9 protein-coding genes are annotated in these 12,905 nt (G+C 72.8%); 5 read left to right on the top strand and 4 right to left on the bottom strand.

Translation table 11 applies throughout. From position 1 onward, the window contains the following. Positions 1–19: 19 nt before the first annotated feature. Complete coding sequence (locus tag WN71_RS34095) at positions 20–1,768, bottom strand: fatty acyl-AMP ligase (protein ID WP_046585371.1); 1,749 nt, start codon at positions 1,766–1,768, stop codon at positions 20–22. A gap of 543 nt (positions 1,769–2,311) precedes the next feature. Here WN71_RS34095 and WN71_RS34090 point away from each other — a divergent pair. Both WN71_RS34090 and WN71_RS34085 read left to right on the top strand, forming a co-directional pair. Next, positions 2,312–3,415, top strand: coding sequence for a baeRF3 domain-containing protein (locus WN71_RS34090; RefSeq protein WP_046585373.1), 1,104 nt, complete (start codon positions 2,312–2,314; stop codon positions 3,413–3,415). A 102-nt stretch (positions 3,416–3,517) separates the two neighbouring features. Continuing rightward, positions 3,518–4,543: a Gfo/Idh/MocA family protein gene (locus WN71_RS34085; protein WP_046585374.1), complete on the top strand. Its 1,026-nt coding sequence runs from the start codon at positions 3,518–3,520 to the stop codon at positions 4,541–4,543. Positions 4,544–4,586: 43 nt separating this feature from the next. On the opposite strand, the gene WN71_RS34080 is transcribed toward WN71_RS34085, so the two are convergent. Then, on the bottom strand, positions 4,587–5,000 hold the full coding sequence (locus tag WN71_RS34080; protein WP_046585375.1) for an SsgA family sporulation/cell division regulator: 414 nt from the start codon (positions 4,998–5,000) through the stop codon (positions 4,587–4,589). Between the two features lie 405 nt (positions 5,001–5,405). Between WN71_RS34080 and WN71_RS34075 the strand changes: the two genes are divergently transcribed. Continuing rightward, positions 5,406–6,845: a PP2C family protein-serine/threonine phosphatase gene (locus tag WN71_RS34075; protein ID WP_046585376.1), complete on the top strand. Its 1,440-nt coding sequence runs from the start codon at positions 5,406–5,408 to the stop codon at positions 6,843–6,845. Between the two features lie 97 nt (positions 6,846–6,942). On the opposite strand, the gene WN71_RS34070 is transcribed toward WN71_RS34075, so the two are convergent. Continuing rightward, positions 6,943–8,445 carry a DNA-binding protein NsdB gene (locus tag WN71_RS34070; protein WP_046585377.1) on the bottom strand — a complete coding sequence of 501 codons (1,503 nt, stop codon included), beginning with the start codon at positions 8,443–8,445 and terminating at the stop codon, positions 6,943–6,945. A gap of 288 nt (positions 8,446–8,733) precedes the next feature. Here WN71_RS34070 and WN71_RS34065 point away from each other — a divergent pair, with 288 nt between their 5' ends. After that, positions 8,734–9,876 (top strand): aminoglycoside phosphotransferase family protein, encoded by a 1,143-nt coding sequence (locus WN71_RS34065; RefSeq protein ID WP_046585378.1) that lies wholly within the window; start codon positions 8,734–8,736, stop codon positions 9,874–9,876. A gap of 304 nt (positions 9,877–10,180) precedes the next feature. Further along, positions 10,181–12,160, top strand: a complete 1,980-nt coding sequence (locus WN71_RS34060; protein WP_046585379.1) for an N-acetylmuramoyl-L-alanine amidase — start codon at positions 10,181–10,183, stop codon at positions 12,158–12,160. 48 nt (positions 12,161–12,208) lie between these two features. Here the strand turns inward: WN71_RS34060 and WN71_RS34055 are convergent, their stop codons facing one another. Then, positions 12,209–12,706 (bottom strand): hypothetical protein, encoded by a 498-nt coding sequence (locus tag WN71_RS34055; protein ID WP_046585380.1) that lies wholly within the window; start codon positions 12,704–12,706, stop codon positions 12,209–12,211. Between the last annotated feature and the right edge of the window lie 199 nt (positions 12,707–12,905).

Below are 12,905 nucleotides of genomic sequence, written 5' to 3'. Positions count from 1 at the left end.
CGGACGCGCCGCGCCGCCGTCAGCCCGCGACGGGTACGCCGACCGCCGCGAGGCCGCCGGTGAGGTAGGCCGCCCGGGAGGCGTGCCGCTGGATCTTGCCGCTGGAGGTCTTCGGGATGGTGCCCGGCTGGACCAGCACGACGTCGTGCAGCGGCAGTCCGTGCGCCTCTCCTACGGCGCTGCGGATCAGCTCGGTGATCGCCGCTGCCTCGCCCGCCACATCCGGCGTCAACTCGGCTATGAGGACGGGCTGTTCGCCGTCGATCCCGCCGTCACCGCCGTCACCGCCCGTGCCGCCCCCGTCGACGGAGAACGCGGCGGTGCAGCCGGGCCGCAGCGCCGGGTGGGCGAGTTCGGCCGTCAGCTCCAGGTCCTGCGGGTAGTGGTTGCGGCCGTCGACGACGATGAGGTCCTTCAGACGTCCGGTGACGAAGAGTTCGCCGTCGCGCAGGTGGCCGAGGTCGCCGGTGCGCAGGAATCGCCCCTCGTGGCCGGGGAGTTGCGCGCGGAAGGTCTCGCGGGTGGCGAGGGCGTTGCGCCAGTAGCCCTTCGCGACGCTCGCACCCGCGACCCAGATCTCGCCGGTCTCGCCGTCGGGCAGTTCCTCGCGCCGCTCCGGGTCGGCGATCACGACGGTGAGTCCGGGAGCGGGCCGGCCGCAGCCGACGGCGGCGGCGTCCGGGGAACCGGCGTGGTCGGGCTGGGTGGCGGCGAGCGTGGGCGCGGTGCCGGGTGTGCCGCCGGTGACCATCAGGGTCGCCTCGGCGAGGCCGTAGCAGGGGTAGAGGCTCTCGCGGCGGAAGCCGGCGGGGGCGTAGGTCTCGGCGAAGCGGCGCAGGGTGGCGGCGCGCACGGGTTCGGCGCCGTTGAAGGCGACCCGCCAGGAGCTGAGGTCGAGGGCGGCGACGCTCTCGGGCGTGGCGTGCTTGAGGCACAGCTCGTAGGCGAAGTTGGGGCCGCCGCTGGTGTGCGGGCGGTAGCGGCTGATCGCGGACAGCCAGCGCTGCGGTCGCTGGAGGAAGTGCAGCGGGGAGAAGAGGGTGCCGGTGGCGCCCAGGTAGAGGCTGTTGAGGACCGGGCCCATGAGGCCCATGTCGTGGTAGACGGGCAGCCAGCTGACCATGAGTTCGTGGCCGTACGCGGCGACGGTCTCGGGGGTGTGGCCCATCCGCTCGGAGATGACCCGCTCGTTGTCCAGCAGGTTGGCGTGGGTGACCATCACGCCGCGCGGGGCGGAGGTCGAACCCGAGGTGTACTGGAGGAAGGCGACGGCGTCGGCCGCGATGCCGGGCTCGCGCCAGGCGTCGGCGGCCTCGTCGGGTATGTCCTCGGTGGCGATCCTGGCTATGTGGTCGAGTTCCGGCAGATGCTCGGCGAGGGCGCCGAGCGCGGCGATCACCTCGCGGCCGCCGAGGACGACCTTGGCGTCCGCGTCGGCGATCAGGCGCTTCATGCGGTGCAGCGCGCGATGGTTCTGGGCGCGGCCCTGCGGGGGCACGCCCGGTACGGCGACGACGCCCGCGGCGAGGCAGCCGAGGAAGCCGGAGACGAACTCCAGGCCGGGCGGGTACAGGAGCATCGCGCGGGAGCCGGCGAGGCCATGCTCCTGGAGCCAGGCGGCGACGGCGCGGGTGCGGCGCAGCAGGCGCGCGTAGGAGATGTCCTGGATCTCGCCGTCGCAGTCCCCCGTGACGAGATGGCGGTAGGCGGTGCGGTCCGGCTGGTCGGTGGCGTGCGCGGTCAGTAAGTCGACCAGATGTCGAGCCATGGGCGAGTCTCACCTGTCTGGATAGGTGGGGGATGAACTCTTGTTCGAGGGCCGCGTGCACGACGCGCAGAAGCCGTGGCCGAACCGGCACCCTTGCCGGCCGTCCTTCTCGACCCCCCACGCGAGGAGTTGCGTCTCCGCGTCCCCCGACTCCCCGCGCTCCCCGTTCCGTTGCTACCGGTCGCCGTTCGATTGCTACCGGTGAGTAGCACCATAGCAAGCCACCACAGGCCGACATGCCGAAGGCGTGTAAACGGTGCGTGTCCAACAGAGTTGGCCGATCCGGCACCCTTCCGCCGATGTCCGTCACGGCTCCTCGATACGCTCTGCCGCGCACCGCGGCCGTGCGGCGCCACGAGCGGGAACGCCGAGCCGACGGCCGAATCGGAACGGTCCCTCCCGGCCGGTACGGCCACCCGGCGGCCCGGTGCGAGCTCCCGGCCACAACCCGCGACGGCGAATTCCGGTCAGAGCGCCATGACCGCCCCTCTGTCGCCTTTGATCCCAAATGCCCGATCACCGATTCGGCCCTACCGTTGTCCTATGGAGCACGCACTCAGTCCCGCGACCCTTGCCGAGCTGCGCCGCCCGCGCCCCTATCCCGCGGTGTCCGTGCTGACGCCCACGCACCGCCGCGAGCGCAGCAGCGCCCAGGACGCCGTTCGGCTCCGCAATGTGCTGGCCGACGCCAAGAAGCAGCTGGAGTCCGATCCGGCGGTGACCCGGGACCGCAGGACCGATGTCGAGGAACAGCTCGACCGGGCCCTCGCCGAGATCGACCTCGCGCACGCCGAGGACGGACTGGTGATCTTCGCCGCGCCCGGCGAGCACCAGGTGTGGTCGCTCGGCCGCACGGTGCCCGAGCGTGTCGTGCTCTCCGACACCTTCCTCACCCGCAACCTCGTCTCCGCCCAGGCCGCGGAGCGCCCGTTCTGGGTCGCCTCGCTCTCGCCCGACCGGGTCACGCTGTGGGACGGCGGGGCCGACCGGGTCACCGAGCACCACGGCGACGGCTTCCCGATGGCCCGGGAGCCGCGCAACTTCGACCCCGAGCGCCAGGAGCGGATCGGCGACACGCCCAGCGCCTTCCGGGACGAGGACACGCGGCACTTCCTGCGCGAGGCCGACGGCGCGATCGGCGCGATGCTGCGCGACGACCCGCGGCCGCTGTACATCACCGGCGAGCAGGCCGCGCTGTCCCTGCTGGACGAGGCCGGCAGCGCGACCCGGAGCGCGGGCGCGGTGCACATGCCGCACGGCGGCCTCGCGCACGGCACCCCCGAGGCGGTCTGGCAGGCCGTACGCCCGTACCTGGACGAGGCCACTCGCGAGAGCGCGGCCGCGGTGGCCCGGGAGCTCGAATCGGCGCGCGGGCGCAAGAAGTTCGCGGCGGGCGTGGACGAGCTGTGGCAGAACGCGCGGGAGGGCCGGGTGCGCCTGCTCGCGGTCGAGGAGAACTACCGCGTGACCGTCCGCGACGACGTGGGCGACCATCTGATCCCGGCCGAGACCGGCGACATGGACGCCCGCGAGGACATCGTGGACGAGATCGTCGAGCAGTGCCTGGAGACCGGCGCCGATGTGCGCTTCGTCCCGGACGGCGCCCTGGACGGCATGGACGGCATCGCGGGGGTCCTGCGGTACTGAGCCCACGACTCCGGCACCCCTGATCGCCGACGGCCTGCGGGCGGCGCCCGAAAAGGGCTGATCTACGCTGGCGGGAAGTCTCGGCGACAAAGGAGTGCGCACGTGGGTGACCTGCTGGGCGTTGCGGTACTGGGCGCGGGCCACATGGGGGCCGATCACATACGGCGGCTGGACCGGGTGGTGAGCGGCGCCAGGGTCGCCGCGGTGGCCGACCCCGACGGCACACGGGCGAAGGAGGCGACGGCCGGCATCGAGGGCGTCTCGGTGCACACGGACGTCGAGGCCGCGCTGGACGCGCCGGGCGTGGACGCCGTACTGATCGCCTCGCCCGGCCCCGCGCACGAGGACGCCCTGCTCGCCGCGTTCGCGCGACGGCTGCCGGTGCTGTGCGAGAAGCCGATGGTGCCGGACTCCACCGGCGCGCTGCGGGTGGTGGAGGCCGAGGCCCGGCTCGGGCGGCGGCTGGCGCAGATCGGGTTCATGCGCCGCTACGACGCCGAGTACCGGCAGCTCAAGTCGCTGCTGGACGGCGGCGATCTGGGCCGGCCGCTGATGCTGCACTGCACCCACCGCAACGTCTCCTCGCCGCCCGGCTTCACCAGCGCCATGCTGATCAACAGCTCCGTCTCGCACGAGATCGACGCGGCCCGGTGGCTGCTGGGCCAGGAGCTGACGGCGGTGACCGTGCTGCGGCCGCGCTCCTCGGCGGGCGCGCCCCAGGGCCTGACCGACCCGCAGTTCGTGCTCTTCGAGACCGAACGGGGCGCCCTGGTGGACGTCGAGGTCTTCGTCAACTGCGGCTTCGGGTACGAGGTGCGCTGCGAGGCGGTGTGCGAGCAGGGCAGCGCCAGGATCGGCGACACCCGCTCGATGGCCGTCACCCGCCGGGGGCTCGCCGGGCAGGAGGTGCCGCAGGACTACCTGGTGCGGTTCGCCGACGCCTACGAGCGCGAGGTGCAGGACTGGGTGGACGCCACCCGGCGGGGCGAGGTGACCGGCCCGAGCGCCTGGGACGGCTACGCCGCCTCGGTCGTCGCCGAGGCGGGGGTGCGGGCGCTGGAGACGGGGGCGCGGACCCCGGTCGAGCTCGCCCCGCGCCCGGAGCTGTACGCGGCACCGACCCGCTGAGCCGGCGCCGGGGCCGCACCGGAGCCCCCGGCGCCGTACCGCCTCACACCGTCCCGAACAGCGCGCTCAGGCCGCGGTCGACCTCGGCGGACACGTCCTCGTGGCCGGCCGGGAGGACGGCGTAGGACCGCAGCAGGAAGCGGCGCAGGGCGGCCGTGTCGAACTGGAGCAGGGCGAGTCCGTACGGGGAGTGGAACTCCACGACCGTACGGGCCCGTCCGCACGGCCAGATGTGCACGTCGCCGCTGCCCGCGGGCCCTTCGAGGCCCGCGTCGAGGAGGGCGCGGCCGAAGGTCCAGGTGACCGCCTCGCCGTCCAGCGTGACGTCCGGCGGGAAGTCGAGGTGCACGGCCAGCGGGTCCGCGGGTGTGTAGCGGAGGACGGCGGGCACGGACAGCTCGCACTCGTCGGGGGTCACCAGACGGGCACGGGTGGGCTGTTCGAGGGTGAGATCCATCGTCGGTCTCCGCTGAGGGTGAGGTGGGCCGGTTTTCCGGTGCGCTGTTACGACTCCGTGGGGGCCCGTCGGATTACGCGAAAGCCGCCATCAATCCATGTGACCTGCATCACTTGCCCCCGCCAGAGGGACGAATAGAACAGACGCACCCGGAACGTCCGCCCGACCGAATCCCGAACGCCGCCGCATGATCCATCAACCCGCGTACCCCGCCTACGACTTGCGGAAGTCCCCGGGTACGCCGAACGGGCCGGGTGATCACTCCGGATAGACGCTGGCATATGTCAGAAGCACCACCGGATCGGGTGTCGCCAAATCCCTTACAGCGCGTCGCGGGCTGTGCAACAGTCGTAACGGTCCTTCCGCCCAGAACCTGGCCGTACCGTCCCCGCATCGGAGTGCGTCATGTCGTCCCACCCCTCCGCGGACCACCCAGCCGCCCAGCCGCCGGGTCGCGGCCCGGTCGACGCCCTGATATCCCAGACGCGGCGACTCAAGGTGGACATGGACGCGGTGCTGCGGGACACCCCGAGCGAGGGAACGGACCCCGAGGAACGCTGGCAGCGTGCGCTGTGCGACCTGGCGCTCCATCAACTCCACGATCTCGACGCCCATTTGGCGCAGCTCAGGGAGGGGCCGCCACCGGTCCTCGAACCACCGTCGGCCCTCGAACCCACGGCGCCGCCCACCCCGCCCGCCGCCGCACCACGCTCCGGCTCGCTGCTCAGCCGGGTCGGCAGCGCCGAGTGGAACCTCCTGACGGACGAGGCCAGTTGGTCGGGCGAGCTCTACCAGATCCTCGGCCGCGCGGCCTCCGCGCCCCCGCTCACCCTGGACGAACTGCCCTCCGTCGTGCTCGACGAGGACCGTCCGAGACTCACCGCGATGGTCACCGACTGCCTCGTCGACGCCAAGCCCATCGACGGCGAGTTCCGTGTCGTACGGCCCGACGGCGTCGTACGCACCGTGCACATGATGGGCGAGCCCGTGCTCGACGCCGACGGCGGCACCGCCTCGATGTGGGCCGTGTTGCGGGACGTCAGCGAACTGCGGCGCAGCCAGCGGACGGTGGACGAGACCCGTGACTCGCTCCACCGTCACCAGGAGCGCGCGCAGACCGAGCGCCGGCTCGCGGTCGAGCTCCAGGAAGCCGTGCTGCCGCCCTGGCGCGGCTCCCTGCGGCTCCCGCACCGGGGCCCCCGAGCCCTCGACGTGGCCGCGCACTACGTGCCGTCGTCGAGCGGCGCGCTGATCGGCGGGAACTGGTACGACGCGCTGGAACTGCCCGACGGCGACACCCTGCTCAGCGTCGGCGACCTCACCGGCCACGGCGTGAGCGCGACCTCGGGCATGGCGATGCTGCTGGGCGCGCTGCGCGGCATGGCGATGGCGGACACCGCGCCGGGCCGACTGCTGCGTCTGCTCAACCAGTTGCTGGACGCGACCACACAGCCCGCCCTCGGCAGCGCCGTCTGCTGCCGCTACCGGCCGGAGTCCCGCACGCTTGTCTGGGCGCAGGCCGGACACCCCGCCCCGGTGCTCTTCCGGGACGGGGTGGGACACGCTCCGGCCGCACCGCACGGCGTCCTGCTGGGCGCGACCTCGGGTGCCGTCTACGGCGAGGCCGAGGAGACCCTCGAAGTCGGCGACCTGGTGGTGCTGTACACCGATGGACTCGTGTCACGGCACGAGGGGACGACGGCCGCGGGCCGGCTGCTCGGGCTCGCCCCGCGCCTCGCTCACGCGCGCACCGCGCAGGACGCGGTGCGCACCGTGATCGAGGAGTTCGACGAGTGCGAGCGCCAGGACGACACCTGCGTGCTCGTCGCGCGGGTGCAGGAATGACCGCCGCGCCGGTGCACAAGTGACGGCGCGCGACAGCAACCGGCAACGGATCTGGTGCAGTTAAGAACCAACAACGGGCGTCGGTGATACGGACCCCCTATACCCGTGCGCTGTTGCCGCCCCTGCCCTTCTGCTTGGGCAGCCTGGGCAGAGCGAGCTTGATCTCCTCCCGCAGCTCGTGGATCTTCGGATAGCTGGCGTACTGCGCGGTGAGCCGGTACATCTCGCGCAGCCGGTCCCAGGTGCGGTGCGAGGAGTTGGACCCCATCGACACCAGCGCCAACCGCGCGTAGCGGGCCGCCTGTTCGGGGTCGTCGGCGATGAAGCAGGCCGACGCCATGGACAGGAAGTCGAAGATCTTCGACCGCTGGCGCCCGTCGATCCGCAGCGCCAGCGCCTTCTCCGCGAAGTGCTGGGCATGCGAGGCCGCGCCCGGCTCGTGCTCGGCGAGCGTCCGGTAGGCGAGGGCCTGCATACCGAACAGATCCTCCTCCTTGAACATCTGCATCCAGCTCGGCGGCGGCACGTCGCCCTTGTCGGAGACGAAGAGGTCCTCCGCCTGGCCGAGGGTGCGGCGCATCGCCTGCCCCTTGCCCATCGACGCCTGCGCCCAGGCCTCGATCGTGTAGAGCATGGCCCGGGTGCGCGGCAGCACCTCCTCACCGGAGCCGGACTTGGCGAGATTCATCAGATCGAGCGCGTCGTCGGGCCGACCCAGGTGCACCATCTGGCGGGCCGCGCGGGAGAGCGCCTCCCCCGCGCGAGGCCGGTCGCCGCCCTCGCGCGCGGCATGGGCGGCGATGACGAAGTACTTCTGGGCCGTGGGCTCCAGGCCGACGTCGTGCGACATCCAGCCCGCGAGGACGGCGAGATTGGCGGCGACGCCCCACAGGCGCCGCTGGAGATGATCGGGGTGGCGGTAGGCGAGCATGCCGCCCACCTCGTTGAGCTGGCCGACCACCGCCTTGCGCTGGAGGCCGCCGCCACGGGCGGCGTCCCAGGCCCGGAACACCTCGACCGAGCGCTCCAGTTCCTCGATCTCCTGCGACCCGATGGGGGCGGCCTCATAGCGGTCGTACCCGGCGGGGTCGGCGTGCAGGGGATGGTCGAGGTCGGGGGCGTCGGCCCGGAGAGTCGGATCGGTGTGCAGCCAGTCGTGTATGGCGCCGCTGAGTGCGGATCCCGCGGCGAGCGCGGCACCCGCGCCCACCAAGCCGCGTCGGTTGAGCATGAGGTCCATTCCCGTGAATTCGGTGAGGACCGCGGCGGTTCGTTCGGGCGCCCACGGCACACCGTCGGGACGCTCCATGCTCCCGCCGTCCTGCCGTTTCCCCGCACGCCCGTGCCGTACCAGACCGAGGTCCTCGATGGTCACGACACGGCCGAGACGCTCGGTGAACAGGACCGCCAGCACCCGCGGCACCGGATCGCGGGGGATCTCCCCCATGTCGATCCACCGCCGAACCCGTGAGGTGTCGGTCGACAGCTGGGGGTGGCCCATGGCCGCCGCCTGCCGGTTGACCAGCCTCGCGAGTTCCCCCTTGGACCAGCCGGCCAGGCCGAACAGGTCCGAAAGGCGGGTGTTGGGTTGTCCGCTCACGTCAAGCCCCCAGGTTCTCGGCTGAGTTGACAGTAGCCCTGGGAGACATGCCGGGCGACTATTCGCCAGGGTTCGCCAGGGTGCGCCAGATGGTGTGCCAGTGCGCCCCGGGTGTCGAGTAGGAACGCGCCACCCCGACCCGGTCACCGCCCCGGACGGAACCCGTGGATTCCTTCCTCGGGCATGTGCGGGCCGGACTTGCCAGAGGAACATTCCCCAGGATGTCCCCTCCGGGGCCGGGTCGGGCAGGCGCTGAATCGCAGGCACACGAAGGGATCTGTCTCGCCCATGTACGCAGCATCGTCCTCCGTGTCCGCCCCGCCCCGGCCGCTGCGCCCCCGCCCGGCGGGCAGCGGCCCCTACCTCGACCCGGTGCGTCCGCCGGCGGCCCCCGTGCTCGGTGCGGGCAGGGCGCGGCGCGTCCCGGGGCCCGGCACCCAACCGCTCAGCGGGAGACTCGACCTGTCCGGTCCCCAGGGGGCCCAGCTGCGCGCGGCGATCGCCTCCGTGCACCGGATCTGCCCGGAGTTCGCACCGGTGCAGGTGCTGCGCCGCAGCGGCCGGTCCGTGCTCCTCGTCGGAACGACCGGGCGCAGCACGGCCGTCGCCAAGTGTTTACTCGACCAGTCCCCAGCCTGGGCGGAGCGGATCCGCCACGAAATAGCCGCATACCGCTCGTTCGTCCGGCACCGCCCGCCCGTGCGGGTGCCCCGGCTGATCGCGGCGGACCCGGAGAACTGCACGCTGGTGATCGAGCGGATGCCGGGCCGGGCCGCGGCGCTGCAACGCCACCCGGTCGAGGCCCCGTCCCGCACGGACATCAGGACGGCGCTCGGCGCGGTGTGCCGGCTGAACGCCTGGCGGCCCCCGGCGGGCACATTCGACGCCCCGCTGGACTACGCGGCCCGCATCTCCCGCTACCACGAACTGGGTCTGCTCACCGACCGGGACCTGGGCGACCTCCAGAAGCTGCTGCACGGCATCGCGCACTCGGCGGGCCGCCAGGGCATGGGCCAGTTCTGCCACGGCGACGCCCTGCTGTCGAACATCCTCCTGTCCCCGGCCGGTCCAGTGCTGGTGGACTGGGAGCACGCCGGCTGGTACCTGCCCGGCTACGACCTGGCGACGCTCTGGTCGGTCCTCGGGGACGCCCCCGTGGCGCGCCGGCAGATCAGCCAGATCGCCCAGTCGGCGGGCCCGGCGGCCCGGGACGGGTTCCTGGTCAACCTGATGCTCGTCCTCACCCGTGAGATCCGTACGTACGAGATGGCCGTGCAGCGCTCGATGCACGACGCGGCCCCGGCGGCACCGGGGATGGCCCACCCGAGCGCCGCGCCGTCCGGCGAGGAACAGCGGCTGCTGCTGCGGCGGTTGCACGACGACTGCCAGCTGGCCCGCAAGGCCGTGCGCGCGGCGGTCGGCACTCGCTGACGGGGACGGAGGCCCGCGGTGCGCCCGGAGTGGCGGCGCACCGCGGGCCTTCGTGCGTCGACAGGGCCGAGCAGCCGTACCGCCGAGCAGGCCTGTCCCACCGGGCCGTACGGCCACCCATTGGTCTAGCCCACTGACGCCCCGCAGGCCCGCGGGATGTCGCCCCGAAACTCGCCGAACCCTCGTGTGACATGGGAATTCACGCTTCCCTGGGCATGATTGACGGATCGTCGGCAAGCCGGTACCACTGAGCTGCGCTCAGCCCCGCACGCCCCGGCACGACCGCCCGTCACAGGAGGCCGCATTGCGAGGATCTGCCACCGACCCCACCCGCACGCCCGGCCACAGACGCGCGCGCCGCACCGCGGGGGCCCTCGCCTCCGCGGCGCTGCTGCTGCCGCTGCTCGGCGCGGCTCCGGCTGCCGGCGCCGACGCGGCCGCGGGGGGCTCGCTCCAGAGGGCGTTCGCCTCCGCGGCCGCCGAGTACCACGTACCGCAGAGCGTCCTGCTGGGCGTCTCGTACCTCCAGTCCCGCTGGGACACCCACGCCGGTGCCCCGAGCGTCAGCGGCGGCTACGGTCCGATGCATCTGACGGACGCGAGCACCGCGCTCGCCCGCGCCGCCTCCGACGAGGCCGGTGACGGCGGCGCCGGGGACGCCCGCGGCGACTCCGCGCGCGCCGCCCTCGCCCCGACCGCGGCCGTGCCCCAGGACTCCGCGCTCCCGGACCGGCTGAAGACGCTGCCCCGGGCGGCCGAGCTGACCGGGCTGCCGGCGGCCGAGCTGCGCGAGGACGCGGCCGCCAACGTCGAGGGCGGCGCGGCCCTGCTCGCCGCCGCGCAGCGGCGGCTGGGCGAGCCGCTGAGCGCGGACCCGGCCGCCTGGTACGGAGCGATCGCCGAGTTCTCCGGCGCCGACGACTCCGCGACGGCGGCGGCGTACGCGGACGATGTCTACGACGTGATCCGCGGCGGCGAGGAGCGCACCACGGACACGGGCCAGCAGGTCGTCCTCGCCGCGCAGCCGGATCTCGCGCCGCGGACCGGGCAGCTCGCGGCGACCGGTCTGCGCACGGTCTCCGACGACGGCACGGAGTGCCCGAAGTCGGTGTCGTGCGAGTGGATCCCGGCGCCGTACCAGGAGTTCGGCGACAACGACTACGGCAACCACGACCTCGGCGACCGGCCCGCCTCGCAGAGCATCAAGTACATCGTCATCCATGACACCGAGGGCACCTGGGACGGGGTCCTCAACCTCGTGCAGGACCCGACGTACGTGTCGTGGAACTACACGATCCGCTCCACCGACGGCCTGATCGCCCAGCACGTGAAGGCGAAGGACGTGGCCTGGCACGCGGGCAACTGGTACGTCAACGCCAAGTCGATCGGCATCGAGCACGAGGGCTTCCTGACCTCGCCGGACGCCTGGTACACGGAGGAGATGTACCGCTCCTCGGCCCGGCTGGTGCGCTATCTGTCGGCTAAGTACCACATCCCGCTGGACCGGCAGCACATCCTCGGGCACGACAACGTGCCCGGCCCGACGACCTCGACGATCAAGGGCATGCACACCGACCCCGGCCCGTACTGGGACTGGGCGCACTACTTCGAGCTGCTCGGCCGGCCCTTCCACGCCACGGCGGGCAAGCACGGCGGGCTGGTGACGATCCTGCCGGACTACGCATCCAACCAGCCGGAGTACACCGGCTGCGTCACCGCGGGCGTGGCCTGCGCGGCGCACGGCTCCAGCGAGGTACGCCTGTACTCCGGGCCCGGGGAGTCGTATCCGCTGATCCAGGACATCGGTCTCGGTACGACCGCGACGACGGGCGTGAACGACCTGTCCTCGCGGGTCTCCACCGGGCAGCAGTACGCGGTCGCCGACCGTCAGGGCGACTGGACGGCGATCTGGTACCTCGGGCAGGAGGCCTGGTTCAAGAATCCGAAGGGCGAGCGGACCGCGGTGAACGCGGCCGGGTTCGTGGTCACGCCCAAGGACGGCCTGGACAGTGTGCCGGTGTACGGCCGCGCCTACCCGGAGGCCTCGGCCTACCCGTCCGGGGTACCCGTGCAGGCGGTCTCGCCGCTGCCGTACAAGCTGCTCAAGGGGCAGAAGTACGTGATCGGCGACCGGGTGCCGGGCGAGTACTACTACGCGGTGACGTTCACGACGGACTCGCACGCGGTGGTCCGCGGTACGGACCTGTACTACGAGATCCAGTACGGCCACCGGGTGGAGTACGTGCGCGCGGCCGATGTGCAGGTGGAGCCGTCGCTGTCGTAGCGGGCGGCGGGGGCCGGGTCGCCGTCGTGGCGGCCCGGCCCGCTCTTCTCAGCCCTGCTGGAAGAGTTCCGCCGGGAGCGGCTTGAGCAGGGCGTACAGGTCGTCGGTGATGGGGCGGTCCCAGGCGGCGATGGTCACCAGGACGTTGTCGCTGCGGTCGAACTGCACGCAGGCGATGCGGCCCTCGGACAGCTTCAGACGCCGCACGATCAGCAGGTTGTCGCCCTGCATGACCGGCACGTCCTCGATGCCGACGACCGTCACCTCCTCCTCGTTCTCCAGCGCCAGCAGCAGCTGGGCCACCTCGAACGGCACGTGTCCCTCGGGGACCTCCCGGGCCGGGGAGCCCTCGGGGAGGTTGCCGATGATCATCGCGGGGCCACGGCCGCCGAAGAGGTCGTAGCGCAGGAACACGCCCTGGCAGGTGCCGTCCGGGGCGGGCAGCAGGCCCGCGCCGAGATTGCCGGGCCAGTCGCCCGGGTCCATGGCCAGTACGTCGAAGTCAGGGCCCGCGGGAGTGGCACTGCGGCGGCGGAGGAACGACATGCCGCCATGGTACGTGGCCGCGGCCGCGGACGGCCCGCAGGGGCGCCCGTGACCGCGGGCCGGCCAGGCCGTCACCCATGACCCCGCTGCCGCGACACCCCTCAGGGGCGCGGGGAACTGCGCGAGCAAGCCCCACCGGCCCGCGGCCGGGCCACCGGCATGTGCACCCCCGCGGGCGCGTCGTGGCCAGTCGCGCAGT

Origin of the sequence: Streptomyces mangrovisoli, from assembly GCF_000974985.2 — a bacterium.
GTDB classification, from domain to species: Bacteria; Actinomycetota; Actinomycetes; order Streptomycetales; family Streptomycetaceae; genus Streptomyces; species Streptomyces mangrovisoli.
Note: the sequence above shows the minus strand (reverse complement) of the source record. Positions and strands in the feature narration are given on the sequence as shown.

What these genes read in the sequence shown, in the direction of transcription:
- WN71_RS34095 (WP_046585371.1), bottom strand. Translation starts at nt 1,768, where the DNA reads ATGGCTCGACATCTGGTCGACTTACTGACCGCGCACGCCACCGACCAG.
- WN71_RS34090 (WP_046585373.1), top strand. Translation starts at nt 2,312, where the DNA reads ATGGAGCACGCACTCAGTCCCGCGACCCTTGCCGAGCTGCGCCGCCCG.
- WN71_RS34080 (WP_046585375.1), bottom strand. Translation starts at nt 5,000, where the DNA reads ATGGATCTCACCCTCGAACAGCCCACCCGTGCCCGTCTGGTGACCCCC.
- WN71_RS34075 (WP_046585376.1), top strand. Translation starts at nt 5,406, where the DNA reads ATGTCGTCCCACCCCTCCGCGGACCACCCAGCCGCCCAGCCGCCGGGT.
- WN71_RS34065 (WP_046585378.1), top strand. Translation starts at nt 8,734, where the DNA reads ATGTACGCAGCATCGTCCTCCGTGTCCGCCCCGCCCCGGCCGCTGCGC.
- WN71_RS34055 (WP_046585380.1), bottom strand. Translation starts at nt 12,706, where the DNA reads ATGTCGTTCCTCCGCCGCCGCAGTGCCACTCCCGCGGGCCCTGACTTC.